Origin of the sequence: Mammaliicoccus sp. G-M28, from assembly GCF_022386595.1 — a bacterium.
GTDB classification, from domain to species: Bacteria; Bacillota; Bacilli; order Staphylococcales; family Staphylococcaceae; genus Mammaliicoccus; species Mammaliicoccus fleurettii.
In genome coordinates this window covers 293,943-320,874 of sequence record NZ_JAJNIF010000001.1, presented here as the reverse complement: position 1 = coordinate 320,874, position 26,932 = coordinate 293,943, and the positions used below count along the sequence as shown (strand labels likewise).

Annotated in this window: 26 protein-coding genes; 24 read left to right on the top strand and 2 right to left on the bottom strand. The window is 30.9% G+C overall.

Features of this window, described 5'->3' with window-relative positions; genetic code table 11:
- Positions 1 to 57: 57 nt before the first annotated feature.
- Together LQ609_RS01470 and LQ609_RS12665 are read left to right on the top strand one after the other, a co-directional pair.
- Entirely contained in the window at positions 58 to 663 is a 606-nt protein-coding gene (locus tag LQ609_RS01470; RefSeq protein WP_239732696.1) for a hypothetical protein, read from the top strand.
- Between the two features lie 559 nt (positions 664 to 1,222).
- Positions 1,223 to 1,351 (top strand): hypothetical protein, encoded by a 129-nt coding sequence (locus tag LQ609_RS12665; protein ID WP_275584129.1) that lies wholly within the window; start codon positions 1,223 to 1,225, stop codon positions 1,349 to 1,351.
- Positions 1,352 to 1,530: 179 nt separating this feature from the next.
- On the opposite strand, the gene LQ609_RS01465 is transcribed toward LQ609_RS12665, so the two are convergent.
- Positions 1,531 to 2,598: a branched-chain amino acid aminotransferase gene (locus tag LQ609_RS01465; RefSeq protein ID WP_107509574.1), complete on the bottom strand. Its 1,068-nt coding sequence runs from the start codon at positions 2,596 to 2,598 to the stop codon at positions 1,531 to 1,533.
- Between the two features lie 164 nt (positions 2,599 to 2,762).
- Here LQ609_RS01465 and LQ609_RS01460 point away from each other — a divergent pair, with 164 nt between their 5' ends.
- Positions 2,763 to 3,755 (top strand): YdcF family protein, encoded by a 993-nt coding sequence (locus LQ609_RS01460; RefSeq protein ID WP_078356859.1) that lies wholly within the window; start codon positions 2,763 to 2,765, stop codon positions 3,753 to 3,755.
- Between the two features lie 49 nt (positions 3,756 to 3,804).
- Here the strand turns inward: LQ609_RS01460 and LQ609_RS01455 are convergent, their stop codons facing one another.
- Positions 3,805 to 4,251, bottom strand: coding sequence for an N-acetyltransferase (locus LQ609_RS01455; protein WP_078356860.1), 447 nt, complete (start codon positions 4,249 to 4,251; stop codon positions 3,805 to 3,807).
- A gap of 134 nt (positions 4,252 to 4,385) precedes the next feature.
- Between LQ609_RS01455 and bshC the strand changes: the two genes are divergently transcribed.
- The 21 genes from bshC (at position 4,386) to pyrR (ending at position 26,802) form a co-directional block, all read left to right on the top strand.
- Positions 4,386 to 6,002 carry a bacillithiol biosynthesis cysteine-adding enzyme BshC gene (gene bshC / locus LQ609_RS01450; RefSeq protein ID WP_239719553.1) on the top strand — a complete coding sequence of 539 codons (1,617 nt, stop codon included), beginning with the start codon at positions 4,386 to 4,388 and terminating at the stop codon, positions 6,000 to 6,002.
- Positions 6,003 to 6,147: 145 nt separating this feature from the next.
- Positions 6,148 to 6,579 (top strand): division/cell wall cluster transcriptional repressor MraZ, encoded by a 432-nt coding sequence (gene mraZ, locus LQ609_RS01445; RefSeq protein WP_078356862.1) that lies wholly within the window; start codon positions 6,148 to 6,150, stop codon positions 6,577 to 6,579.
- 11 nt (positions 6,580 to 6,590) lie between these two features.
- Positions 6,591 to 7,526, top strand: a complete 936-nt coding sequence (gene rsmH / locus LQ609_RS01440) for a 16S rRNA (cytosine(1402)-N(4))-methyltransferase RsmH (RefSeq protein WP_078356863.1) — start codon at positions 6,591 to 6,593, stop codon at positions 7,524 to 7,526.
- Between the two features lie 19 nt (positions 7,527 to 7,545).
- Positions 7,546 to 7,926, top strand: a complete 381-nt coding sequence (gene ftsL, locus LQ609_RS01435; protein WP_078356864.1) for a cell division protein FtsL — start codon at positions 7,546 to 7,548, stop codon at positions 7,924 to 7,926.
- Positions 7,913 to 10,126: a penicillin-binding protein gene (locus tag LQ609_RS01430; RefSeq protein WP_203153381.1), complete on the top strand. Its 2,214-nt coding sequence runs from the start codon at positions 7,913 to 7,915 to the stop codon at positions 10,124 to 10,126. Before ftsL ends, LQ609_RS01430 begins: the two co-directional genes overlap by 14 nt.
- A 73-nt stretch (positions 10,127 to 10,199) precedes the next feature.
- On the top strand, positions 10,200 to 11,165 hold the full coding sequence (gene mraY / locus LQ609_RS01425; RefSeq protein WP_239734249.1) for a phospho-N-acetylmuramoyl-pentapeptide-transferase: 966 nt from the start codon (positions 10,200 to 10,202) through the stop codon (positions 11,163 to 11,165).
- 1 nt (position 11,166) lies between these two features.
- Positions 11,167 to 12,516, top strand: a complete 1,350-nt coding sequence (gene murD / locus LQ609_RS01420; protein ID WP_239734248.1) for a UDP-N-acetylmuramoyl-L-alanine--D-glutamate ligase — start codon at positions 11,167 to 11,169, stop codon at positions 12,514 to 12,516.
- Positions 12,517 to 12,542: 26 nt separating this feature from the next.
- Positions 12,543 to 13,487, top strand: coding sequence for a cell division protein FtsQ/DivIB (locus LQ609_RS01415; RefSeq protein ID WP_198644246.1), 945 nt, complete (start codon positions 12,543 to 12,545; stop codon positions 13,485 to 13,487).
- Positions 13,488 to 13,596: 109 nt separating this feature from the next.
- A complete protein-coding gene (gene ftsA / locus LQ609_RS01410) occupies positions 13,597 to 14,976 on the top strand; it encodes a cell division protein FtsA (protein WP_078356868.1) in 1,380 nt (459 codons plus the stop codon).
- A 28-nt stretch (positions 14,977 to 15,004) separates the two neighbouring features.
- Positions 15,005 to 16,162 carry a cell division protein FtsZ gene (gene ftsZ, locus LQ609_RS01405; RefSeq protein WP_078356869.1) on the top strand — a complete coding sequence of 386 codons (1,158 nt, stop codon included), beginning with the start codon at positions 15,005 to 15,007 and terminating at the stop codon, positions 16,160 to 16,162.
- 59 nt (positions 16,163 to 16,221) lie between these two features.
- A complete protein-coding gene (pgeF, locus tag LQ609_RS01400) occupies positions 16,222 to 17,013 on the top strand; it encodes a peptidoglycan editing factor PgeF (RefSeq protein WP_078356870.1) in 792 nt (263 codons plus the stop codon).
- An 8-nt stretch (positions 17,014 to 17,021) separates the two neighbouring features.
- On the top strand, positions 17,022 to 17,693 hold the full coding sequence (locus LQ609_RS01395; RefSeq protein ID WP_078356871.1) for a YggS family pyridoxal phosphate-dependent enzyme: 672 nt from the start codon (positions 17,022 to 17,024) through the stop codon (positions 17,691 to 17,693).
- A gap of 11 nt (positions 17,694 to 17,704) precedes the next feature.
- Positions 17,705 to 18,283, top strand: a complete 579-nt coding sequence (locus LQ609_RS01390) for a cell division protein SepF (RefSeq protein WP_078356872.1) — start codon at positions 17,705 to 17,707, stop codon at positions 18,281 to 18,283.
- 12 nt (positions 18,284 to 18,295) lie between these two features.
- Complete coding sequence (locus tag LQ609_RS01385; RefSeq protein WP_078356873.1) at positions 18,296 to 18,592, top strand: YggT family protein; 297 nt, start codon at positions 18,296 to 18,298, stop codon at positions 18,590 to 18,592.
- Between the two features lie 70 nt (positions 18,593 to 18,662).
- Positions 18,663 to 19,436: a YlmH family RNA-binding protein gene (locus LQ609_RS01380; RefSeq protein ID WP_078356874.1), complete on the top strand. Its 774-nt coding sequence runs from the start codon at positions 18,663 to 18,665 to the stop codon at positions 19,434 to 19,436.
- A gap of 18 nt (positions 19,437 to 19,454) precedes the next feature.
- Positions 19,455 to 20,039: a DivIVA domain-containing protein gene (locus LQ609_RS01375; RefSeq protein WP_078356875.1), complete on the top strand. Its 585-nt coding sequence runs from the start codon at positions 19,455 to 19,457 to the stop codon at positions 20,037 to 20,039.
- Positions 20,040 to 20,238: 199 nt separating this feature from the next.
- Complete coding sequence (ileS, locus tag LQ609_RS01370) at positions 20,239 to 22,989, top strand: isoleucine--tRNA ligase (RefSeq protein WP_078356876.1); 2,751 nt, start codon at positions 20,239 to 20,241, stop codon at positions 22,987 to 22,989.
- A gap of 571 nt (positions 22,990 to 23,560) precedes the next feature.
- Complete coding sequence (locus tag LQ609_RS01365) at positions 23,561 to 24,502, top strand: LPXTG cell wall anchor domain-containing protein (protein ID WP_208143962.1); 942 nt, start codon at positions 23,561 to 23,563, stop codon at positions 24,500 to 24,502.
- A 158-nt stretch (positions 24,503 to 24,660) separates the two neighbouring features.
- Positions 24,661 to 25,140: a signal peptidase II gene (lspA, locus tag LQ609_RS01360; RefSeq protein WP_115337568.1), complete on the top strand. Its 480-nt coding sequence runs from the start codon at positions 24,661 to 24,663 to the stop codon at positions 25,138 to 25,140.
- A complete protein-coding gene (locus LQ609_RS01355; protein WP_239732692.1) occupies positions 25,137 to 26,060 on the top strand; it encodes an RluA family pseudouridine synthase in 924 nt (307 codons plus the stop codon). Before lspA ends, LQ609_RS01355 begins: the two co-directional genes overlap by 4 nt.
- A 214-nt stretch (positions 26,061 to 26,274) precedes the next feature.
- The gene (pyrR, locus tag LQ609_RS01350; protein ID WP_078356883.1) at positions 26,275 to 26,802 is read left to right on the top strand and encodes a bifunctional pyr operon transcriptional regulator/uracil phosphoribosyltransferase PyrR; all 528 of its coding nucleotides are present in this window, start codon (positions 26,275 to 26,277) and stop codon (positions 26,800 to 26,802) included.
- Positions 26,803 to 26,932: the final 130 nt, after the last annotated feature.

Here is a 26,932-nt window from a genome sequence, read left to right as displayed (position 1 = left end):
AATATGTAACAGCAGCAGGACCTGGAACTATATCTAGTGGGGTAGGAGGTTTTATGCTTGGAAGATAAAAGGTTTTTAGATTTTTATATAGATTGGTACTGTATGTTTTATGACTTGTATGATTATGATGTAGGTTTTGGAGCTCAGTTATATGGTGAGTTTAGGAAAGAATTGTCACCTTATTTTCGTTTTATAAGGAAGCATGGAGAGCATACTTCTTTTTTTGGTGCTAATAGAGATAGAGCGGAAGCAAGAGTTGGTGAAATAAAAAATAATAAAAATCATTGCTTATATGACTTGTACTATACATTAAAGAGCAAAGAGCTATCAGATATATTATTTGATCCTAAAGAAAAATGGATTGAACTTAAAAATGATCAGTTTACTTATGGTAATAGTGTGTTATATGAATTGGTAAATGATTATTATAATAGAGCACCATATTTCCCTTATAATGAATTACTATTTGTCCCCGTAGTAGATGCTGAATCGAAAATAATAGAAGCATTTAGGAAAGTTTTTGCGGGTATAGATGTAAAGATTTATCTGGTTATAGATGAAAAAACGAATAAGACATATCATTTACACATAACCTTAGACAAGGAAGAAGGAAGTTATCAGAAGATGAAAGCTTATGAAAAGGAACATAACGTAATATTATAAATATATGATTTATTTATCTAATAGATTAAAATATCAATTACTTATATTGTTACGTATGAAGTGCACGCAAAAAGTTTAACTTTTTGTGTGCACTACAATTAAGAATGGAGTAGACTAATGATATTACTCTTAGTTGTATAAAAAACACTCAGGCGCTTTAGTCGGTTGGCACTGAGTGTATAAAACTATATCTCTTTATGGCTTTTTGAGTTGTAGTCGGTTGTGATCTAACACAATCGGCTATTTTTCTTTATCTTTTTAAAGCAATTCAGAACTATATCAAGTGATAAATAATATAATAATATGACAGTTTTGTCATTTTTATTATCGTGTTTTAAAAAATCATAATTTTGTATATTTTAAATTAAATTTTTATAGGAAATTTAAGAAAATATATATTGAAATTAACTTTAAATTTTGGTATATTCTGTAAAGGAATGGAGGGTTGCTAATGACATATATGAATTTTTGGAAGCAAACTTTTGATTATAAGAGTAAATCTAGTTTTAAAGATCTTATAACATGTTTGTTCATAAATATTGTAATATTAATTTTAATAATGGCTCTTGGAGTTCTTGTGCCATTCAAATGGGAAAATACTATTGTTGATTTATATTATATCGTTTTATTATTAATGATTTTCCCTATGATTGCTATGATAGTAAGAGTTATTAGAAACTATAGATAGTTAAATATTATTAAAGATGGAACTACATAATAGTTCTTTATGCAAAAAACCTCTCCCAATCTATTAAAATTAATAGGTTGGGAGAGGTTTTTCTTTTTGGCAAAATTTAGATAGAATAAAACGCACGAAGACTTCAAAGATATCGTGCGATTCAGCTCAAATTCGATCAGATCTTTAAATTATATTTTAACGGCTTCTTCTATTGAATAGTTCCAATTATGTTTGTCTGGAAGTGTTCTATTTTGGATAGAGGTATAAGTATTAAATAAATCTTGTGTTATGCTTCCTGCACTATGATTGTTTATTGTTAATATATCTTCATTATATTTTATTTCACTAACGGGCGTTATGGTATGCAATGTATTTGTACAGAATATTTCTGTTAATTTTCCTTCTTTATAACTTTCAAATACTTCTTTTATACTAATTTGGCGTTCTGTTACTTGATAACCTAAATCTGCTGCAAGTTCGATTACGGATTGTCGTGTAATTCCTGGGACAATGCTACCGTTTAAGCTTGGTGTAATGATTTGATTGTTTATGACAAGAAATACATTCATATTGCCTATTTCTTGAATATAGTTTCTATTTATACCGTCTAACCATAATACTTGATCGTATCCCAGTTGTGACGCATTTAAAGTTGCTAAGTATGAAGAAGCATAATTACCACCAAATTGTGTATAGCCGGCACCACCTGGTACTGATTTAACATAGTTATCTTCAACATAAACTTTAAGAGGGCTAGGTAGATTGTAATTTGAATTAGTAGGTAATGAAGATATAAATGTTATAAGCTCATAAGTTTCGGATTTACTAACACCTAATTTACTTTCAGAAGCAAACATGACAGTTCTAATATAAATTGAACTATTATTATCATTTTGGAAAAATTCTTGCTCATCATTAATAAGTTGATTGATTCCTGAGATTAAACTTTCAATTTCCACTTCAGGCATTTCTATTCTTTTTAAAGACGTATTAAATTTTTCTAAGTGTGCATGTAGTTTGAATATATGTGTTGAATGGTTAATATTGAAGGCAATCATATCTTCAAAAACTGTTTGACCGTAATGAAGACATTGTGCACTTGGAGATATTGTGATTGGAGCGTAAGGTTTAATTTGAGGTGATGACCAACCGGTTGTTGATTCATATGATAAACACAACATTTTATTACCAAATTGGGACTCACTTTCATCTGATCTTTCTACTGAAGTTGATTTGTTTAAAGTTTTGTTATTCATTATAAATTGCCTCCTGATTATAAATTACTAATGTGAAATATTATATCAGCTAGATTGACCTAATTCAATATATATTTCGAAAATTCTGAAAATTAATAAAAGTGTTTATTATTTACGATGATGATATACTTTTATTGTTAAAATTTTATTTGGAGGTGACAATCATGTTTATTACTTTGGGTTTGTTAATTTTGTTTGTTATTAGTTATATAGTAGATTTTAGACAATATAAGAATGTGTTTTTGTTAGGTATGTTTCTTATTAGCCTATTTAGTAGTATCGTTGTGGGATTACTGATACCATTCTTAAATTTGCATATGAATATAAATTATCTTTTAATGACTAATATAATATATGGTTTAATAGTTATTGTAGTTATGCTCTTGTCACTTTTAAATTTAAAGAAAAAGATAGCAAACGAAGGCAGATTTGTAACGAACATGATTGTCTTAGGATACGGTACATTTATCTTTTTAAACTTCATGATAATTTTATTTAAACCACATTTATTTGTAGATTATTTTAATGGATTAATAGTAATCGTGATTTCATTCTTCTTTTATTATTTGAATTTGATATTTATTCTTCATAATCTGTACTCTTGGATTTTGAGTGGTGTTGCTAAAAGGAAGAAAAGTGATTTTATTATTGTTCTCGGAGCAGGTATTATTGGTGAAAAAGTAACGCCATTACTAAAAGCAAGATTAGATAAAGCAATTAAATTAAAAAAGAAAAGTTTAGATACGTTGATTATTGTGAGTGGTGGGCAAGGACCCGATGAAAAAATTAGTGAAGCTGAAGCAATGCGACGATATTTAGTAGATCAAGGGATTCGAAATGAAGATATCATTATGGAAGACAAGTCTACAAATACAGAAGAGAATCTAGTGTTTTCAAATAAAATAATGGACAAATATAAATCAGAAGCAATTGCTACAATAGTTTCAAACCATTTCCATATATTAAGAGCTGCATTTTTATCGAAAAAACTTAATATGAATGCTACTGTAACGGGTGGTTCATCAAAGTCTTATTTTTATCCGAATGCATATATAAGAGAGTATTTAGCTATTTTATATATGTATAAGAAGACACATATAATAGCAATTATAGTCATGTTAGCATTGGTTATTTCATATACATTATTAGCAGGTTAATAATAAAAACTACCAACAAAGTAAATACTTTGTTGGTAGTTTTTTGATATTATTTATCGGGTGTCCAAATGACAATGTCTTCACCAGATTGGTTTTGTTGTTCTATATCTTGGAAACCATGGTTTAAGAAGAAGTCTTTAGATTGATTACGTGCGATGCATTTGATAGGTAAATCAAATTTCTTAGCATATTCTAGTAGTTGTTTACCATATCCTCTGTCTTGATAATCTTTAAGCACTTCGAGTTTCCATAAAATATGGTAATCATTAAATTCTGGGAAGTATGTTTTTTCAACTTCATCTTGTTTAAATAAGCACATTCTAGCTACGAGCTTATCACCAACATAAATACCATAAAATGGTGAATCTGAGCTAGCATCTATCATTCTTCCTTTTAATTCTTCAACCATATATAAACCTTCGTTGCCGAAGTTACGGAATTGTTCGAATGCTTCTTCAGTCTTGTAATTAATTTGTAAATGTTCTACTTTTGCCATGATAATCCCCCTTAATCTTTTCTTAATTATACTTCATTTACATAAAATTTTAAATTATAAGCCGTTAGATTGTTTTATTAACCTACAATCTTTATACTATTGGTAGTAATTAATTTCGAAGGAGAAAGACTCGTATGGACTGTATGAAGACTGTAATTGATCAACAAAATAGCTTTATAGATAGATTTACTAATCAAAGTGATGAAATTTTGAATTTTTATGAATATAAGCCTGGCCAACAATCTGAATTTGAAAGACGTTCTAAATTAAAATCTAATGGTAGAGAAAAAGAACTATCAGAAGTGATTCATAGTTATATGGCTGATTTAAATTTATCAGACAAACAACTTAAGAATATTGAGAGTTTAAGAGATGGTCACAAAGTTATTATCGGTGGTCAACAAGCAGGGTTATTTACTGGACCACTTTATACATTTCATAAAATTATTTCTATTATCATTTTAGCGAATGAACAAAGTGAAAAGTTAAATACACCAGTTGTTCCGGTTTTTTGGATAGCGGGAGAAGATCATGATTTTGATGAGGTAAATCATACATACGCTTATGATCGCATTTCAAGACAGTTAAATAAAGTGAAGTATAACACTTTAGAACCGCCAGAAAAAAGTGTATCACAGTATGATTTTGATAAAGAACTTGTCATGGATGCATTAAGCAACATGTATCGTTCTATAGGGGAAACAGAACATTCAAAAGATATTAAAAACATGGTCATAGAAGCAATAGAATCATCTGAATCATGGAGTAACATGTTTAAGGTTATAACTAATGAAGTGTTTAAAGAACATGGTTTATTATTAATTGATGCGAACTATTCAAAATTAAGAGAAATCGAAATTCCATTGTTTAAAGAAATAATAGAGAACCGTGAAAAAATTGATGATGCGTTTCGAAATACACAAGATCAATTTTCAGAAGTTATTAAAAAACGTATGATTTTAACTGATAGTAATGTACATTTATTTTTTGACTACAATGATAAAAGACAATTGTTAATGTATGAAGAAGGACAATTTTATTTAAGTAAGGACAATGACGTTACTTTTAGTAAGGATGAATTAATTAATATGTTAGAAAGACATCCTGAAAGGTTCTCTAATAATGTTGTAACAAGACCATTAATGGAGGAATATTTATTTAATACTTTAAGCTTTATTGGTGGACCAAGTGAAATTATATATTGGGGTGAACTCAAAGGTATATTTGATGAATTGAATATTGAAATGCCTATTGTTACCCCAAGAATGCGCATTAGTTACTTAACTCAAGAGAGTAAGAAATGTATAGACACCTATAATCTTGATTTAGATTCAGTACTTCTAAATGGTGTTAAAAAAGATAAAGATAAATTTATTAGAGAAAAAGCATCTGATGAAGTACTAAGAGAAATTGACCGAATAAAAGAAGTACAAACAAGTTTTCATCAAAAACTCATTAGTGAAATTGGTGAGAATTATCAAAATAGAAAATTGATTGAAAAGAACAATAAAATACATCAACATCAGTACCAGTACTTAATAGATAGATATTTATTGAACATAGAAAGAGAAAATGAAATAAGCATGAGACATTTTGAAACAGTGGAGAATACTTTACATCCTCACCAAGGATTACAAGAAAGAGTATGGAATCCTATACAATTGATGAATCAATTTGGGATTACTATGTTCAGTCCCTCCACTTATCCACCACTTTGTTACACTTTTGAACATATTACGGTGGAACTATAGTTATAGCAAGGTTTAACACTCAATTTACGAAATCGTAAATTGGGTGTTTTTTTTACTATTTACACAAATTTTAATAAATATTGTATAAATAGTGGAGGATTGTGGGGGAATGTGGTAAATTATAAATAAGGTGAGGTGAGATAAAATGTTCATGGGTGAATATCAACATCAATTGGATACTAAAGGGCGTATGATTGTGCCTTCTAAATTCAGATATGATTTGAACGAACGTTTTATTATCACTAGAGGCCTAGATAAATGTTTGTTTGGCTACACACTTGAAGAGTGGGCGCGCATCGAAGAAAAACTCAAAACCTTACCTATTACAAAAAAAGATGCCCGTAAATTCATGAGAATGTTCTTCTCAGGAGCTGTTGAAGTTGAGTTAGACAAACAAGGACGTATAAATATCCCTCAAAATTTAAGAAGTTACGCTAATTTAAGTAAAGAATGTACAGTAATTGGTGTTTCTAACAGAATTGAAATTTGGGATAAAGCTACGTGGAATGATTTTTATGATGAATCTGAAGACAATTTTGAGGACATTGCGGAAGATCTCATTGATTTTGATTTTTAGGAGTGGAGTAAATGTTTCATCACGTATCCGTACTATTAAAGGAAACTGTAGATAAATTAGATATTAAACCCGATGGTACATACGTTGATTGTACATTAGGTGGAGCTGGGCATAGTTTATACCTAGTTGAACAATTAAATGACGAAGGCAGACTTATTGCAATCGATCAAGATGAAACAGCAATTGAGCATGCTAAAGAGATTTTGAAAGACCACATGCACAAAATAATTTTTGTACAAGACAACTTTAGAAATTTAAAACATATATTAGAAGAACTACAAATTAATGATGTAGATGGCGTACTATATGACCTTGGTGTATCTAGTCCACAACTTGATACACCAGAACGAGGCTTTAGTTATCACTATGATGCAAAGTTGGATATGAGAATGGATCAGTCCCAATCATTATCTGCTTATGAAGTGATAAATGAATGGTCATATGAACAACTTGTGAAAATCTTTTTTAGATATGGTGAAGAAAAATTTTCAAAACAAATAGCTAGAAAGATTGAAGCAAGAAGAGAACAAGTACCTATAGAAACGACTTTCGAATTAGTGGATTTAATTAAAGAAGGTATTCCAGCCGCTAGAAGAAGAAAGGGCGGACATCCTGCTAAGCGTGTATTTCAAGCGGTTAGAATTGCAGTGAATGATGAGTTAGGTGCTTTTGAAGAATCAATTGAAGCAGCTATACAGAACGTGAAAGTAGGAGGAAGAATCTCGGTAATTACTTTCCATTCTTTAGAAGATCGTTTGTGTAAACAAGTCTTCCAAGAATATGAAAAAGGACCAGATGTACCAAGGGGATTGCCGGTTATACCGGAAGAGTACAAACCGAAATTGAAACGAGTAAATAGAAAACCAATTATTTCTGATGATCAAGAACTAGAACAGAACAACAGAGCTAGAAGCGCAAAGTTAAGAGTAGCAGAAATTTTGAAGTAAGCAGAGGAGTGGCAATTGAATGGCAGTAGAAAGAATATATCCAAATTATAGACCTGATGAGTGGCAAGAGCCACAACTCGAACCACAGAAGAAAAAAGTTACAAAGACCAAAGTTGTAAGAATATCAAGAATCGAAAAAATTGTATACATATCATTAATAACTATGATTGCGTTGATAAGTATTTATATGCTATCTTTAAAAATGGATGCGTATAACAACAAAACTCAAATTGCGGAATTAGATAGTAAAATCGAACAGCAACAAACGACAAATAGTGATTTGAAGACAGAATCTATGAAACAGTCGTCATATGAGCGTATCTACGAAAAAGCTGAAGATTACGGTCTGAAGTTGAATAATGACAATGTAAAGGTAGTGCGTAGTGATGCCCAAAATTAAAATAAAGAAAAATAAAATAGGAGCAGTCCTCTTAGTAAGCTTTTTCGGACTGCTCTTTTTTATATTGGCCTTAAGATATTCATATTTAATGATCAGTGGACATTCCGCTGGTGAAGATTTAGCTTATAGAGCGAGTGAAAAATATTTACGACAATCTGTTGCAGAACCAGAACGTGGAAAGATTTATGATAGAAATGGAAAAGTTCTAGCTGAAGATACTGACAGCTATAAATTAGTAGCAATTTTAGATAAAAAAATGAGTAAAGATAGTGATAAGCCATTGCATGTTAAAGACAAGAAAAAAACGGCTAAAGAATTATCGAAAATTATTGATATGGATGAAAAAGACATATTAAAAAAACTTGAAACTAAAAAAGCTTTCCAAGTTGAATTTGGACAAAAAGGTAAAGATTTAACTTATAAACAAAAGACTCAAATAGAAAAGCTTAAATTACCAGGACTTACTTTTGAAACTGAGAAAAAAAGATTTTATCCTAATGGAAACTTTGCATCTCATCTAATAGGTTTAGCAGACAAAGACCATGAAACGAATAAGTTAAAAGGTGTTTCTGGTGCTGAGAAAGTATTTGATAGCTATTTAAGTGGGAAAACTGGTAAAAACTCATACAAGCAAGATATATGGGGAATGTTAGTACCAAACAGTGAAGATAGCATTAAAGCAAAAAATGGTGATGATGTTCATTTGACTTTAGATTCAAATATACAAGTCTTCGTTGAAAATTCACTAGATGAAATGGTTGATCGCTATAAACCTAAAGATTTATTTGCTGTCGTAATGGATGCTAAGACTGGAGAAATATTAGGTTATAGTCAACGCCCAACATTTAATCCGGATACTAAAGAAGATTTCGGTAAAAAATGGGCAAATGATTTATATCAGAATACTTATGAACCAGGTTCAACATTTAAAACATACGGACTTGCTGCAGCTATAGAAGAAGGCAAGTTTGATCCTAAGAAGAAATTTAAGTCAGGTAATAGAGAAATTGACGGATTCAAGATTTATGATTGGAACGATGATGGTTGGGGCAATATACCAATGACAACAGGTTTTACTTATTCAGCTAATACTTTAATGATGAAACTACAAGACTTAGTTGGAGAAGATAAATCAAAAGCTTATTACGAAAAATTTGGATTCGGTAAGAAAACAGGTGGTCTATTTGATAGTGAAGCACCTGGACATATTGCATTTGACAATGAACTTCAAAGAAAAACATCAGCATTTGGTCAATCAACTACAGTAACACCTGTACAAATGTTGCAAGCTGAAACGGCAATATTGAATCAAGGTAATATGTTGGAACCTTATTATGTGAAATCTATAGAAAATAGAGAAGAGAATAAAACTATCAAAAAAGGTGAGAAAAAAGTTGTCGGTAATCCAGTCTCTAAAGATACTGCCCAAAAGACGATGGATGAATTAGATAAAGTAGTGAATAGTAAAGAGAGTCACGCAACCAATTATCAAATTGATGGTTATCGTGTAGCAGGTAAAACTGGTACTGCACAAGTTCCAGATACAAAAGGTGGCGGATATGTTGACGGAGCAAACCCTTACTTTGTAAGTTTCATGGGTTATGCACCAGCAAAAGATCCAGAAGTAGTTGTTTACGCTGGTATGTCATTAGCTCAAAAAAGAGATTTAGAAGCATATGAATATGGTGTTTCTCGAGGATTTAATCCTATTATGGAAAATACTTTGAAATATTTAGATGTTGAAGAAACTGAAGGCAAAGCGAAAAATAACTCTTCAGAAGTACCTGATGTTGTGAATATGAATGTACAAAAAGCAACTGATGCAATTAAAGGTAAAAAATTGGATCCAATTTTAATTGGTAAAGGTGATAAAGTTAAAAAACAATTACCTCTTAAAGGTAAAAATGTACAAGATAAAGAGAGAATCTTGCTTGTTACTGATGGAGAAATGACGATGCCTAATACTGAAAATTGGACTAAACGAGATCTATTAAAATTACAAGAAGCTACTGGTATTGATGTAGAAACTGAAGGTTCAGGCTATGTATCAGAACAATCTATTGATGAAAATCAAACGATAAAAGCTGGCACAAAAGTGACATTTACGCTTTCAAATAATCATCCAAATGGTGACAATTCTATTGGACAAGTACCAGAAGAGGATACTTCTAAAGACAAGAATAAAGATAATGATAACTAAGAGAATGAGAGGTTGAGACAATAAATTTGTCCTAACCTCACTCTATAAAAAATAAAAGAAAAGGTGAACAAATATGAATTTCATGCTACCTGTCATTGCATTTTTATTGACTTTAATACTTGTGCCAGTTTTAATTCCAACACTTAAAAAATTAAAATTTGGTCAAAGTATAAGAGAAGAAGGACCTAAGAGTCATATGAAAAAAACAGGAACACCAACAATGGGAGGGTTAACATTTTTGCTTGCAACTATTGTTGTTACAATAATTGCATTATTCTATGTTGAACAAGTAGGTCCTCTTATTCTATTGTTATTTGTAACAATTGGATTTGGTTTAATTGGTTTTATCGACGATTACATTATTGTAGTTAAAAAAAATAACCAAGGGTTAACAAGTAAACAAAAGTTCTTTGCACAAATTGGAATCGCGATCGTATTTTATATTGTAAGTATATTGATGCCGAATTATGATTTTGAAACAGCAATTAATATACCATTTACAGATTGGTCATTACCTTTATCTGTTTTTTATATAATATTCATTGTATTCTGGCAAGTTGGATTTAGTAATGCAGTAAACTTAACAGATGGTTTAGATGGATTATCTACAGGCTTATCTATTATTGCATTTGGTTTTTATGCCATTTTATCATTTACATTAGATAAACCAGAAATTGGCTTGTTCTGTTTAGTTATGTTAGCAAGTTTAATTGGATTCTTAATTTATAATAAATACCCAGCAAAAGTATTTATGGGAGACACGGGAAGTTTAGCTTTAGGTGGTATATTTGCAACAATTTCAATTATGCTTAATCAAGAAATTACGTTGTTATTTATAGGTTTAGTATTTGTAATTGAAACAATGTCTGTGATGCTACAAGTAGCATCATTTAAACTTACGGGTAAAAGAATATTTAAAATGAGTCCTTTGCACCATCATTTTGAGTTAGTAGGTTGGAGTGAATGGAAGATTGTCTTAGTATTCTGGACTACTGGTATCATTACAGGTGCAATTGGTCTATGGATTGGAGTAATGTGATATGAAGGAATATGATGCATTAAAAGGAAAAGAAGTCCTTATATTAGGATTAGCAAAAAGTGGATATGAAAGCGCGAAATTATGTAACAAACTTGGTGCACATGTCACTGTTAACGATGGTAAAGATTTATCTACCGATCCTCATGCAATTGAATTACAGAATCAAGGTATTAAAGTAATTAGCGGAGAACATCCTATTAGTTTATTAAATCATAATCCGTTAATCGTTAAGAACCCGGGTATTCCTTATAGTATTCCTTTGTTACAAGAAGCTGTAAATAAAGGGTTAGATATCATTACTGAAGTTGAACTGAGTTATTATATTTCTGAAGCGCCGATTATAGGTATCACGGGTACAAACGGAAAAACTACGGTGACTTCCTTAATCGGAGATATGTTTGGGAATAGTAAAGTAAATGGGCAAGTTTCCGGGAATATTGGGGTAGTTGCATCAAAAGTTGCACAAGATGTTACTAAAGATGATTATCTAATTACTGAATTATCATCATTTCAGCTGTTAGGAACGATTAAATATCGCCCACATATCGCAATAGTAACGAATATATACTCTGCTCATTTAGATTATCACGGAACTTTAGAAGAATATCAAAACGCTAAAAAAAATATTTTTAGCAATCAAATAGAAGATGATTACTTAATTTTTAATTATGAACAAAGACATCTTATAAATAAGGATGAAATTAAATCTAAAATTTTATACTTTTCAACTGAACAACAAGTTGATGGCATCTATATTGAGGACGGATATGTTGTTTATAATGGAATAAGAATTATCAATATTAATGATATTGTTTTACCAGGTAAACATAACTTAGAAAACGTACTTGTAGCAGTTCTAGCTGCTTTAATTTCTGGAGTAGATGTTAAATCTATTGTTCATACACTTACAACTTTCTCAGGTATTAAGCATAGACTTCAATACGTAGGCAATAATCGTGGAAATAAATATTACAACGATTCAAAAGCAACAAATACTTTAGCTACTCGATTTGCATTAAGCTCATTTAACACGCCAATAATATGGCTATGTGGAGGATTAGATAGAGGTAATGATTTTGATGATTTGATTCCATATATGGACAATGTTAGATTGATGGTTACTTTTGGTGAAACAAAAGATAAACTTAAAACATTAGGTGCGAGTCAAGGTAAAGAAGTTATACAAGCACATGATGTGAAAGATGCTGTCAATATAATACAAGATTATATTCAATCTAATGATGTTGTATTATTATCGCCAGCATGTGCGAGTTGGGATCAATATGATACTTTTGAAGCACGTGGAGAAGAATTCATTAAAAGCTTCCAAAAACATTTACCAACTTTTTAGAAATTGTATAAAAAGGAGTGACAACCGTGAATAAAAGTTCTGAAAATAAAGAGGATATATTGCAATTTGAAACGACTACTGAAGACGAACGTTTGAAAATGATGCGAAATAAAAGAAAGCGTAGACGTCAAATTCAATTAGGTGTATTCATAGGTGTTATACTCCTTGTCATTTTGATTGTTCTGTATATGTTTACAGATATAAGTAAAGTTGATCAAGTAGACATAAAAGGTGAAGAAATTGTAGCAAAAAAAGATATAAATAAAGCCTTGAATATTAAATCTGACTCGAGAATTTATAATTTACCAATTAGTGATATGAAAACGAAGATTGAAAAACTTGAAGGTGTTAAAAGTGTCACAATCAAGAGACATTTTCCTAATGATATGACAGTCGAGGTCACTGAGTATGAACCAATTGGTTTGATTAAAAATAAAAAGGGGTATGTACCTTTGTTAGAAAATGGATCAACTATAAAAAACTTATCAACAGATCTCCCAATTGATGTTCCTATTTTGAATGATTTTAGTTCGAAAAAATTAGATAAACTTATTCCTGAATTGAAGAAAGTTAAACCGAAAGTAAAAGCAATGATTTCTGAAGTCAATTATAAACCAGGTGAAAATAATCAAAATAGGATACAATTGTTTATGACAGATAATGTTGAAGTTGTTGGTGATATTCAAACTTTTGCAAATAAAATCAACTATTATCCTAGTATTTCTGATAAATTAGAGAGAGATAATTCAGGAGCATTAAAAACACCTGGATTTGTAGATTTGCAAGTTGGTGTGACATTTTTACCATACGAAACAAAAGAACAACAAAGTGAACGTTCTGAAAAAGAGGCAAAACAAGATGAAAGTGCTAAAACAGAACAAAAAAAATTAGACCAAGCGCTTCAAGATTTATCTAAAGAATTGGATAAATCAGGTGAAGAACCAAAATCATCTGAAAAATCGCAAGAATAAGTAAAAAAATCAATAAATAAACCTATAATTAGTTCACATTAAATCATCTATCATGTAAACTAATAATAGTGTAAATTTGATTATCATGTGTTAGAGGAGGTGCCTATCGATGGAGGAACATTATTATATTAGTTTAGATATAGGTTCATCGAGTGTAAAAGTAATAGTAGGAGAAAAATTTCATAATGGCATTAACGTGATAGGTACAGGGCAAACGTATACAAATGGTATAAGAAATGGCTGTATTGATGACTTTGATATCGCAAAACAAGCGATTAAAGATACAATCAAAAAAGCGGCGATTGCTTCTGGGGTAGATATTAAAGAAGTATTTTTAAAAATGCCTATCGTGAATACAGAAATATATGACGAGAAATTTGAAATACCTTTTGAAGGAACAGAAACTGAAATTAATGGAAGTCACATTGAATCGGTATTAGAAGGCATCAGAGATTTAAATGATGTACCTGAAACTGAAGTAATTGGTGTATTTCCAATGAAATTCATTGTGGATGATTTGCATGAAGTGTCAGACCCTAAAGAAATGGTTGCTACTCAATCATTAAAAGTAGAGGCAGGCGTTATCGCAACATCAAAATCACTATTAATCAATATAATTAAATGTGTTGAATCTTGTGGAGTGGATGTATTAGACGTATTTTCAGATGCGTACAATTATCAATCTATCCTATCTCCAACAGAAGTTGAGTTAGGAGCTTGTGTCATTGATATAGGTGAAGATTTAACTCAAGTCGGTTTCTATGAGAGAGGCAATCTTGTTGATGCTGATACGATTGAAATGGCAGGTAGAAGTATTACAACAGATATAGCTAAATCGTTAAATACTACATATGACAACGCTGAGAAGATTAAACAACAATATGGTCATGCTTTTTATGATTCAGCATCAGATCAAGATGTTTTTAGTGTAGAACAAATCAACGAAGATGGACATGCACAATTCACTCAGAAAGAGTTAAGTGAGATTATCGAATCTAGAGCAGAAGAAATATTCTTTGAAATATTCGATTTACTACAAGACATGGGTATAACAAATGTTAACGGTGGATTTATTGTGACTGGTGGAACTTCGAATTTACTAGGTATAAAAGAACTTCTACAAGATATGGTAAATGAAAAAGTACGCGTACATACTCCATCACAAATGGGTATACGTAAACCCGAGTTTACATCTAGTATATCTACAATATCTAGTGGAATTAACTTTGATGAGCTACTAGATTATGTTACAATGAATAATTATGATGTGGATAATGTTGAAGAAGAAACATATGAAGATGTAAATCAAGAAACTAAAGCTAAACCATATGAACAATGGTTTAAGAAAAAAACAAACAAAGACAAAAACAATGACGTAAAAGCTTCAAATTCTGATAACGACAATTACGCCGAAACAGATTATGATTCGGAAAGTCAAGAAGAGAAGCCTAGTGTATTCAAAAAATTAATGAAATCGTTATTTGATTGATGGGTCATAAAGATTAGGAGGATAATAAATGTTAGAATTTGAACAAGGGTTTAATCATTTAGCTACTTTAAAAGTAATTGGTGTTGGTGGCGGAGGTAATAACGCCGTAAACCGTATGATAGATCATGGAATGAATAATGTAGAATTTATTTCTATTAATACAGATGGTCAAGCTTTAAACTTATCAAAAGCTTCATCTAAGATTCAAATTGGTGAAAAATTAACTCGTGGATTAGGTGCTGGTGCTAACCCAGAAATAGGGAAAAAAGCTGCAGAAGAATCACGTGAACAAATAGAAGATGCTATCCAAGGTGCAGATATGGTATTCGTAACTGCAGGTATGGGTGGTGGAACAGGTACAGGTGCTGCACCTGTAGTTGCTAAAATCGCTAAAGAAATGGGTGCTTTAACAGTTGGTGTTGTAACACGTCCATTTAGCTTTGAAGGTCGTAAACGTCAAACACAAGCTGCTGCTGGTGTAGAATCAATGAAAGCTGCAGTAGATACGTTAATCGTTATCCCTAATGACCGTTTATTAGATATCGTTGATAAATCAACGCCTATGATGGAAGCATTTAAAGAAGCAGATAATGTTTTACGCCAAGGTGTACAAGGTATTTCAGATTTAATCGCTGTTTCAGGTGAAGTTAACCTAGACTTTGCTGACGTTAAGACAATCATGTCTAACCAAGGTTCAGCATTAATGGGTATTGGTGTATCTTCAGGTGAAAACAGAGCAATCGAAGCTGCTAAAAAAGCAATTTCTTCACCATTATTAGAAACGTCTATAGTTGGCGCTCAAGGTGTCTTAATGAATATTACAGGTGGAGAGTCATTATCTCTATTTGAAGCTCAAGAAGCAGCAGATATTGTTCAAGATGCAGCTGATGAAGATGTTAATATGATATTTGGTACTGTTATTAACCCAGAATTACAAGACGAATTAGTCGTTACTGTAATTGCAACAGGTTTCAATGACAAACCTTCTAATGCTCGCAAACCTCAAAGTGGTGGAGCATTTGGTGGAACTACAGAAGAACCTACTTCTAATAGAGAAGAAGGGGAATCACTAGGTAGAAAAGCTTCATTTGAAAATAAATCAGCAAATGAATCAACTGATGATAGTGATATTCCAAGTTTCATTCGAAATAGAGAAGATAGACGTTCTAGACGCTCTAGACGATAAATGAACTTAAAAAGTCATCAGGCTAAGTCCTGATGACTTTTTTTGTTAGGAGAGATGAAATGAAAGAGATATTTAGTCAGCGAAATCATTATTTAGAGTATGACATCGATAGTAGAGAAGATATAACACTAGGTATTACAACACGTAAAGATGGTTACAGTTCATACCCAGAAAATGCCTTTAACATGGCACGTTATATTGATGACAATCAAGAAAATATTACTGCTCATCAAAAAATATTGGCTGATGAAATTGGTTTCAATTGTGAAAATTGGGTGTTTCCAATACAAACACATGAAAACAAAGTTCAAGAGGTATTTTCAGATGATAAAGGTAAGAACATAAAAGCTTTAACAAATGAATTACATGGAATTGATGGGCTATTTACTTACGAATCTAATCTACTTTTAACAATGTGTTTTGCAGATTGTGTTCCAATATATTTATACGACGTTAAAAATAAATATATCGGTCTTTGTCATGCTGGATGGAGAGGCACATACACTCAAATATTGAAAGAAATGATAGATCAATACAATGGTGAATTAGCAAATCTCAGAATTGTGATAGGTCCGTCTACTTCTAATACTTATGAAATCAATGAAGATATATACAATAAATTCAATTCTTTACCAATAGATGCTAGTTTATATATAGAAAAAAGAGAACAAGATCGATATGGTATTGATTTGAAACGTGCTAACGAATTGTTGGCAATACATTATGGGATAAGTCCAGAGCATATTGTTAAAACGAGCCACTGTACAGCAAGTGAAACAGATTTATTCTTTTCATACAGAGTTGAAAAAGGTAATACTGGTAGAATGCTTGCATTTATAGGCAGAAAGTAGGTAAAGTTTTGAAATCAGTAGAAGAAAATTTAAAAGAAATAAATTCACAAATTTGTGACAGCTGTAATAAATCACAGTTTGACACAACACCTCAAGTGATTGTTGTGACAAAATATGTTACAATAGACCGAGCTATAGAAGCTTATGAAGCTGGATTGAAAAATTTTGGCGAAAATAGAATAGAAGGTTTCTTAGAAAAGAAAAAACATCTACCTGATGATGCTGTAATGCACTTTATAGGGTCATTACAAACGAGAAAAGTTAAAGAAGTAATCAATGAAATTGACTACTTACACGCATTAGATAGATTGAAATTAGCTAAAGAAATTGATAAACGTGCTGATCATGTTATAAAATGTTTTATTCAGGTAAATGTTTCAGGTGAAGAATCTAAACATGGTATTTCACCGGAAGAATTGATTCCATTTATAGAAGAGTTTAAAACTTTTAAACACATTGAAGTAGTTGGATTAATGACTATGGCACCTTTGACTGAAGATAAAACGAAATTAAGACAATATTTTAATCAGCTAAGAAATTTAAAAGATAAAGTACAATCATTGAATTTATCTTATGCGCCATGTACTGAATTATCCATGGGTATGAGTAATGATTTTAACGAAGCAATTTTAGAGGGTGCTTCATATGTACGAATTGGTACTAAATTAGTTGGTGAATAGGAGTGTAAATTATGGCAATTAAAGATGTATTTAAAGGTTTTTTCGTAGTTGATGAAGAAGAAGAGGTATACGAAGAACCACAAAGAGAACAAAAACAACAAACACCACAGCAAGAACCTTCTACACAAGAGAAAAAAATGAATCAACAATCTATTAAAAGTGTACCAACACAAAAAGCAAATACTACAAGATATCAATCACAACGTTCACGTGATTTTAAAAAACCTGAAAGGAAAGAGGCCATGACTGAAAAACGTACAAATTCATCTCAAACGAATGTTGTAAGCATGAGTGGTAATATGGATTTTGCGCAAAGTTCAAAAATGTGCTTATTTGAACCAAGAGTATTTTCTGATACTCAAGATATCGCTGATGAGTTGAAAAACAGAAGAACTACTTTAGTGAATTTACAACGCATTGATAAAGTATCAGCTAAAAGAATTATAGATTTTTTAAGTGGTACTGTTTATGCAATAGGTGGAGATATAAGAAGAGTAGGTACAGATATTTTCTTATGTACACCTGATAATGTTGAAGTAGCAGGATCAATTACTGAACAGTTAGAACAAGTTGAACCTTATCAAGAATAGAGGTATTAAGATATGGATAGTGGATTATTAAGTACAATTTTAGGATTTATATTATTCCTAGTTAAAATTTATCAATATGGTATGATTGTTTATTTCCTTACATCTTGGTTACCAAGCCTTAGAGAAGGCGCATTTGGACAATTTTTAGGAAAAATATATGAACCATTTTTAGAACCATTTAGAAAAATTATTCCACCGTTAGGTATGCTAGACATATCATCAATTGTGGCATTTATTACACTAAGTTTATTCTACGTTGGTTTAATCAATATATTTAATATGATTGTACCTGTTGTACCAATATTATAAATGAACAATGAATGACAGTAGGGTGGGACGAAATGTCACATCCTATTTTTTATATAATTAGAGGTGTAAAATGGATATATATCAGCACTTTAGAAAAGAAGAAAAAGAAGAAATTGATTTATTTTTAAATAAATGTGAAATAGCAGAAAGAAATTATCAACATGTATTAACTGATTTTTTAGATCCTAGAGAACAGTTTATTTTACAAACTATAGTTGGAGGATTTGATGAATTAGAAGTTCATTTTTTTGGAGGTAATAATGAATCTGAAAGAAAACGTGCAATTGTTGCACCAGATTACTTTGTTCCAACTGATGAAGATTATGAAATTGTACTAATTGAACTTACGTATCCTTCTAAATTTGTTAATCTGACGCATCGCAACGTATTAGGGACGATTATGTCTCTTGGAATAGATAGAAATCAACTTGGCGATATAATCGTAAATGGCCGAATACAGTTTGTTTTGACAAAAAGATTTGAATCATATATTATGATGGAATTAACAAAGATTAAAGGCGCAGGAATCAAATTGAGTTCTATTCCTTTCCAAAATATGATACAATCGAATGAGAATTGGAATAGTCACGATGCAACAGTTAGTGCAATGAGACTTGATGTTATAGTAAAACATATAACAAATACAAGTAGAACGATAAGTAAAAAGCTAATTGAAAGTAAACGTGTTAAAGTCAATCATAGAGAAATTGAAGTAGTAGACTTTATAGTCGAAGAGAATGACTTATTATCTATTAAAGGATATGGTCGAGCATTGATCATAGCAAACAATGGAGAGTCAAAAAAAGGGAAGTTAAGAATAACTTATAAAACTTTGTTTAAATAGTGCTAAGGAGGAAAACTTATGGCATTTACCCCAGAAGAAATCAAACAAAAAGAGTTTAGTAGAGTCCATAAAGGATTAGATGAATCAGAAGTACGTCAATATTTACAGACTTTAAGTGATGAAATTGAAAAATTAAAATCCGATAAAGATCAGTTACAAACTTTAATTAATGACAAAGATGAAAATATTAATCGTTTTAAAGCGGTTGAAAATACAATATCTGAAGCATTGTTACAAGCACAAAAAACAGGCGAAGAAACAAAACATACTGCTGTATTAAAAGCAGATGCTATTGTTAAAGAAGCTGAAGGTCGTTCGGATCAAATTATTAATGATGCACTCCAAAAAGCGCGTCATATCAGTTTCCAAACTGAAGATATGAAACGTCAATCTAAAGTGTTTCGCTCTCGTTTTCGCATGTTAGTTGAAGCTCAATTAGATTTACTGAAGAATGATGATTGGGATTATTTATTAAATTATGATATTGATCAACAACAAGTTACTGAAGAAAATATTGACATTTTGAATAAAGAAGAAGAAAATAATCAAGAACAGATAAATAATCAAACAGTAAATAGTGAAGAGGACAAGTCTAAAGAATAATGATTTGCTAAGCGAGTTAGGGATAGTGTGAGCCTGACGATTTCAATTCTTTAGGTATCACCTGTTTACAAAATTATATATTTTTGATGAGTGAACTCTAAGTTGAGTTAATGAGGGTGGTACCGCGATTAAAGTCGTCCCTATTATTTCAACTTAGAGTTTTTTATTTTAATTTAAATGAAGAAGGAGATTAAGACTTATGGATTACAAAGATACGTTACTAATGCCTAAAACAAGTTTTCCAATGAGAGGTGGTTTACCAAACAAAGAGCCACAAATCCAAGAAGAGTGGAAAGAGAAAGACTTATTCAATAAAATTTTAGAAAAAAATAAAGGAAATACACCATTTATTCTTCATGATGGACCGCCATACGCTAATGGTAATTTGCATATGGGACACGCATTGAATAAAATTTTGAAAGATATAATTGTGAGACAAAAATCAATGTCTGGTTATTATGCACCATACGTTCCAGGTTGGGATACGCATGGTTTACCAATCGAGCAAGCATTAACAAATAAAGGTGTTAAAAGAAAAGAAATGACAATCGCGGAATTCCGTGAAAAATGTAAAGAGTTTGCATTAGAGCAAATTGAATTACAAAAAGCAGACTTTAGACGTTTAGGTGTAAATGGTGATTGGGATAACCCATATATTACTTTGAAACCTGAATTTGAAGCGGCGCAAATCAGAGTGTTTGGTGAAATGGCTGCAAAAGGTTTAATCTATAAAGGGAAAAAACCAGTATATTGGTCTCCTTCAAGTGAATCATCTTTAGCAGAAGCTGAAATCGAATATCAAGATAAAAAATCTCCTTCAATTTATGTAGCATTTAATGTTCTTGATGGTAAAGGTATTGTTGACGAAGATGCTGCATTTGTTATTTGGACTACAACTCCTTGGACTATTCCATCTAATGTAGCAATAGCTGTAAATCCTACATTAAATTATGTTCAAGTTAATGTTGAAGGTAAAAAGTATGTAGTTGCAGATGCTTTATTAGATACAGTTTGTGAAGAATTAGACTGGAATAAAGAAACAATCGTAAGAGAGAAAGAGTTTAGTGGTTCTGAATTAGAATATATAACTGCTCAACATCCATTTATCGATAGAACATCATTATTAATTTTAGGTGATCATGTTACAACGGATGCAGGTACTGGCTGTGTACATACAGCACCTGGACATGGTGAAGATGACTATGTAGTTGGTCAAAAATATGGTCTAGATGTTATTAGTCCTATCAATGATAAAGGTGTATTCACTGAAGAAGCTGGTGAATTCGAAGGACAATTTTATGATAAAGCGAACAAAACAATTACTGAAAAATTAGAAGAAGTCGGCGCGTTATTAAAACTTTCTTTCTTCAAACATTCATATCCTCATGACTGGCGCACTAAAAAACCAGTTATCTTTAGAGCAACTGAACAATGGTTTGCGTCTATCAGTAAAGTAAGAGAAGATATTTTAGATGCAATCGATAATACGAAGTTCAAAATTGATTGGGGTAAAACGCGACTATATAACATGATTAGAGATAGAGGAGAATGGGTTATTTCTCGTCAAAGAGTATGGGGCGTTCCTTTACCTGTATTCTATGCTGAAAATGGCGATATCATCATGACAGATGAAACAATTAATCATGTTGCAAATCTATTTGAAGAACATGGTTCAAATATTTGGTTTGAAAGAGAAGCGAAAGACTTGTTACCTGAAGGATTTACTCATGAAGGTAGTCCAAATGGTGAGTTTACAAAAGAAACTGATATTATGGATGTATGGTTTGATTCTGGTTCAACACATAGAGGTGTATTAGAAACACGTCCTGAATTATCTTATCCAGCTGATATTTATCTAGAAGGTAGTGACCAATATAGAGGTTGGTTCAACTCTTCAATTACAACATCTGTAGCAACTAAAGGTATCTCACCATACAAAATGTTACTTTCACACGGTTTCGTTATGGATGGAGAGGGTAAGAAAATGAGTAAATCTTTAGGAAATGTAATCGTTCCAGATAAAATTGTTAAACAAATGGGTGCTGATATCGCGAGATTATGGGTTAGTAGTGTAGATTACTTAGCAGATGTTAGAATTTCAAATGACATCTTAAAACAAACTTCTGACGTATATCGTAAAATTAGAAATACATTCCGTTTCTTATTAGGAAATGTTAATGATTTCAACCCAGCAACTGACAACGTTAAATATGAAGATATGCTTGAAATTGATCAATACATGCATAATAGATTAAACCAATTCATTGGTAGAACTTTATCTCATTATGAAGCATTTGATTATTTAGATATTTATCAAGATATTCAAAACTTTATCAATGTAGAATTAAGTAACTTCTATTTAGATTATGGTAAAGATATTCTTTATATCGAACAATATGATTCATTGAAACGTCGTAGTATGCAAACAGTGTTATACGAAACATTAGTTAAATTAACTAAATTATTAGCACCAATTATCCCACATACTGCAGATGAAATTTGGGGACACATTCCACACGTAGAAGAAGAAAGTGTTCATTTAACAAATATGCCTAATCCACATGAAGTAGATACTGAATTAGTTGAAAAATGGTCTAAACTTATGAAATTAAGAGACGATGTGAATAGAGCTTTAGAAGTTGCACGTAACGAAAAAGTTATTGGTAAATCATTAGAAGCACATATCACACTTTCAAATTCAGAAGACTTTAATACAGTAGAATTCTTAAGTCAATTCCAAGACTTACAACAACTATTTATCGTATCAAAAGTTGATGTAGTTGATGAATTAACAGATGGAGAAGAATATGAGTACGTTAAAGTAACAGTTAAACATGCAGATGGAGAAAAGTGTCAACGTTGTTGGAATTACTCAGATGAATTAGGTTCAGTAGGTGAACTTGATCATTTATGTCCACGTTGCCAAGAAGTAGTTAAAACATTAATATAAAATGAAGTTTTATAAACGCCCAATCCGTAGTACTTATTTCGGATTGGGCGTTTTTTGTATGTTTATATTTTTGTTATATTTAATATAAAATTCATTAAAAAAAGTATTGTTAGTAAAAAAATTACATAATATAATGAAAGTAATTAATCTGCGATATAAGCTTCTTCAAGAGAGACAAAATATAGGATATATAAAGACCAAACCTAAATATGAGAAAGTTATATGAAAGGTTAAAATATGCAAAGGAGTGATATATACATCTACGCCAAGAAGTGAATGTCATTAACTAGAGAATAAACATCATTTTATTTTTAAATTAATGTAAGTATCGTTGAACATTTTTATTAGATAAATAAGTAAAAATTATAACTTTTATGGATATTTAATTGATACTAAAAGAGAATCTTCTGACAAATATATAAATAAAAAGTTATTTGCAAAAGCTCAATATAAATTAAGTAATGGGAAAACTTATTATTCATTATACGATAATAAAGATAATTGGATTGGTTATATTGAGAACAAAGCAGTAAAAATATTATAAATGTTATTCATGTAAGGAGAGATGTTTATGTTAAAGAAAGTATTTTTATCAACTTTGTTATGTACAATTGTAAGTGCTCCTATTGTAGGGAAAGTGAATGCTGAGGAATTGAAGGAGAATAAACCTGTTAAATATGTATTTAAATCAAGTGGTAAGGCTGCTCCTATATACATTAATTCTGATGGTTCAATGAGTATTCCAGAAAAAGAAATATTAGAAGTTAAGACTCCAGATCCAGAGGATTTTTATATTATTAAGAATGGTGTCAAAACAAATGAAGTAAATCCAAAATATAAACATATATCTGATCAATGGAGATACTTTGAATTTTATGCTTCGAAAGGCAGAGTAAATGACTTGTTTGTAGGTGAACATCCTAGACCTTTAGATGGTATTAATTTTGACCCTAGTGCTGACAATCATTATTCATATAATCAAACAAATATGCAACAACCTGGACAACAAAGTAATACAAAAATCCCTAATGGCAATCAAGAAAAGCCACCTAGTCCAGATCAACTAGCTTCTGATAACAAAGATAAACCGACTAAAAAAGATCCAAATAAAGATAAAAATGATGACAAAGAAGTAAATACAAATACAGGAAAAAAATATGATAAAAAAGCAGAAACTCCTAAAAATACAGTCGTAAATAAAGATAACAAAGTGGCTGTAAATGATAAGAAAGTTAAACAATCAGCTAATGAGCAAAATAAAACAGATATGAATACAAATAAATCTGAACCTAAATCTTCTGAAACAGCTAAACAAGATAATAATAAAGATGTAAAGTCTAAGGAAGAATCTGTAAATAAGGTTAAATCAAAAGAAAACAAATCTAATAAATCGCAAAAAGAATTACCGAAAACAGGTGAAAATGATAACGTGATATTACGTTATGTATTATTTACTTTTGCGGTATTATCTGCAGTTGGTATATTTAGTTTATCTAGAAAAGTTAAATCATAATTAAAAGTATCAATAATTAGATTTATGAATTATTTTTTAGAGGTTAAGTAACTTAATGTTGCTTAATCTCTTTTTAAATTGGACATAATTTTAAAAATTCATATTAACAAACATGTCTGTTTATGTGGTAAAATAATCAAGATTGGAGTGAAATATAGATGCGTAAAGGTTACAATATACCGATATGGAGTACTTTTATTGTATTATTGATAGTATTTGATCAACTAACTAAGTTTATGATTGTTAAATCATTAGAAGTTGGTGAATCTGTAAAAGTAATCAGTAAAGTTATATATATTACATCTCACAGAAACCAAGGTGCTGCTTGGGGTATTTTACAAGGAAAAATGTGGTTGTTTTATATTGTAACTGTTGTTGTACTTGTTATTTTATTTATGTTTTTTAAAAATGAGGGATATGGTCAACCTGTTATGCAACTTGGTTTAAGTTTGTTAATTGCTGGTTCAATTGGTAATTTTATAGACAGATTGTTTAGAGGCGAAGTTGTTGATTTTATTGACACATATATCTTTGGCTATAATTTTCCGATATTTAATGTAGCAGACGCTGCTTTAACAATAGGTGTAATCGTATTAATTATTGTGATTTTATTTGAAGGTAAGGAGGAGAAAGCTTGAATACATTTGAATTTAAGATTGAAACAGAAAATGAAAAAGGCGTTAGAATAGATAAGTTATTACCTGAGTTAAACCCGGATTGGTCTAGAAACCAAATCCAAGATTGGATTAGATTAGGTTTAGTTGAAGTAAATGGTAATGTTATTAAAGCAAATTACAAGACGAAATTAAATGATGTTATTGTTGTTACTGAAAAAGTTGTAGAAGAAGTAGACATCGTGGCAGAAGATTTAGGTATTGAAGTATATTATGAAGATAAAGATATAGCGGTAGTATATAAACCTAAGGGTATGGTTGTTCATCCGGCACCAGGGCATTATACAGGTACATTAGTAAATGGATTAATGCATGTTATTAAAGATTTGTCAGGAATTAATGGTGAAATTAGACCAGGTATCGTTCATCGTATTGATAAAGATACTTCAGGTTTATTGATGATTGCTAAAAATGACATTGCTCATAGAGGGCTTGTTGAACAATTAGTAAATAAAACTGTAACGAGAGAATATACTGCACTTGTTCATGGTAATATACCACATGAATTTGGTACGATTGAAGCACCAATAGGAAGAAATCCTAAAGAGCGACAAGAAATGGCAATTGTTGATGATGGTAAAGAAGCAGTGACACATTTTAATGTTGTTGATAAATTCGAAAAATATACATTAGTAAATTGTCAGTTAGAAACTGGACGTACTCATCAAATCAGAGTTCATATGAAGCATATTGGATTTCCTTTAGTAGGAGACCCTAAATACGGACCTAAGAAAACTTTGAATTTAGATGGACAAGCACTTCATGCAGGTTTATTAGGTTTCGAACATCCAGTAACGGGTGAATACATTGAAAAAGAAGCACCGTTACCTGAGTATTTTGAAACGTTGTTAGAAAAATTAAGAAATCACGAAGATAAAAAATAATTCAGACGTGTAATAATACTTAATTAATTTTATATAAACTTTGACATCAACAGAAAAAAACGATAGTATGGATTTAACAATTAAAGCGTCTTTAACGGACAGTCCAGAGAGGCTGAGAAGACATAATATGTACGTGTAGACCATTTTAATGGTACTAGTATATACTCATGTCTTCTACAGGCGTGAGTATTTTTTTTGTGGAAGGAGATTGGATATGGCTGAAAGATTAATCATGGATGATGCTGCTGTTAATAGAGCATTAACAAGAATGTCACATGAAATATTGGAAAAGAATAAAGGCACGAAAGATATCGTCTTGTTAGGTGTTAAGACAAGAGGCGTTTTTCTTGCGAATAGAATCGAACAAAAAATCGAAGCTATTGAACAAGTTCAAGTACCAACTGGCGAAATTGATGTGACGCATTATCGTGATGATGTTCAAAATCAACAAGATGCAATTAAAGTGAAATCATTTAATATCGATGTTGATATTAATGATAAACATGTCATTATTGTTGACGACGTATTATATACAGGAAGAACTGTAAGAGCTTCATTAGATGCTATATTAGATCATGCAAGACCACGAAAAATTAGTTTAGCTACATTAGTTGACAGAGGACATAGAGAGCTTCCAATAAGAGCGGATTATGTTGGTAAAAATATACCAACATCTTCTAATGAATCTATAGTCGTAGAATTAGAAGAGTTTGATAAACAAACAGCAGTAACATTAAATTAAATAAATCCTTTTAAATCAGTACGAGAGACTGGCAAAGGAGTATATATGAGACAGTATATCTATATCAGCATAGGTATAACTGTACCCATAGATCCCTTTGCAAATTGTGTAAAGGGATCTTTTTTTGAAT

Coding starts and splice junctions, on each gene's coding strand:
- LQ609_RS12665 (WP_275584129.1), top strand. CDS start 1,223: ATGGCTCTTGGAGTTCTTGTGCCATTCAAATGGGAAAATACTATTGTT.
- LQ609_RS01465 (WP_107509574.1), bottom strand. CDS start 2,598: ATGAATAACAAAACTTTAAACAAATCAACTTCAGTAGAAAGATCAGAT.
- LQ609_RS01460 (WP_078356859.1), top strand. CDS start 2,763: ATGTTTATTACTTTGGGTTTGTTAATTTTGTTTGTTATTAGTTATATA.
- LQ609_RS01455 (WP_078356860.1), bottom strand. CDS start 4,251: ATGGCAAAAGTAGAACATTTACAAATTAATTACAAGACTGAAGAAGCA.
- bshC (WP_239719553.1), top strand. CDS start 4,386: ATGGACTGTATGAAGACTGTAATTGATCAACAAAATAGCTTTATAGAT.
- mraZ (WP_078356862.1), top strand. CDS start 6,148: ATGTTCATGGGTGAATATCAACATCAATTGGATACTAAAGGGCGTATG.
- rsmH (WP_078356863.1), top strand. CDS start 6,591: ATGTTTCATCACGTATCCGTACTATTAAAGGAAACTGTAGATAAATTA.
- ftsL (WP_078356864.1), top strand. CDS start 7,546: ATGGCAGTAGAAAGAATATATCCAAATTATAGACCTGATGAGTGGCAA.
- LQ609_RS01430 (WP_203153381.1), top strand. CDS start 7,913: ATGCCCAAAATTAAAATAAAGAAAAATAAAATAGGAGCAGTCCTCTTA.
- mraY (WP_239734249.1), top strand. CDS start 10,200: ATGAATTTCATGCTACCTGTCATTGCATTTTTATTGACTTTAATACTT.
- murD (WP_239734248.1), top strand. CDS start 11,167: ATGAAGGAATATGATGCATTAAAAGGAAAAGAAGTCCTTATATTAGGA.
- ftsA (WP_078356868.1), top strand. CDS start 13,597: ATGGAGGAACATTATTATATTAGTTTAGATATAGGTTCATCGAGTGTA.
- ftsZ (WP_078356869.1), top strand. CDS start 15,005: ATGTTAGAATTTGAACAAGGGTTTAATCATTTAGCTACTTTAAAAGTA.
- pgeF (WP_078356870.1), top strand. CDS start 16,222: ATGAAAGAGATATTTAGTCAGCGAAATCATTATTTAGAGTATGACATC.
- LQ609_RS01390 (WP_078356872.1), top strand. CDS start 17,705: ATGGCAATTAAAGATGTATTTAAAGGTTTTTTCGTAGTTGATGAAGAA.
- LQ609_RS01385 (WP_078356873.1), top strand. CDS start 18,296: ATGGATAGTGGATTATTAAGTACAATTTTAGGATTTATATTATTCCTA.
- LQ609_RS01380 (WP_078356874.1), top strand. CDS start 18,663: ATGGATATATATCAGCACTTTAGAAAAGAAGAAAAAGAAGAAATTGAT.
- LQ609_RS01375 (WP_078356875.1), top strand. CDS start 19,455: ATGGCATTTACCCCAGAAGAAATCAAACAAAAAGAGTTTAGTAGAGTC.
- ileS (WP_078356876.1), top strand. CDS start 20,239: ATGGATTACAAAGATACGTTACTAATGCCTAAAACAAGTTTTCCAATG.
- LQ609_RS01365 (WP_208143962.1), top strand. CDS start 23,561: ATGTTAAAGAAAGTATTTTTATCAACTTTGTTATGTACAATTGTAAGT.
- lspA (WP_115337568.1), top strand. CDS start 24,661: ATGCGTAAAGGTTACAATATACCGATATGGAGTACTTTTATTGTATTA.
- pyrR (WP_078356883.1), top strand. CDS start 26,275: ATGGCTGAAAGATTAATCATGGATGATGCTGCTGTTAATAGAGCATTA.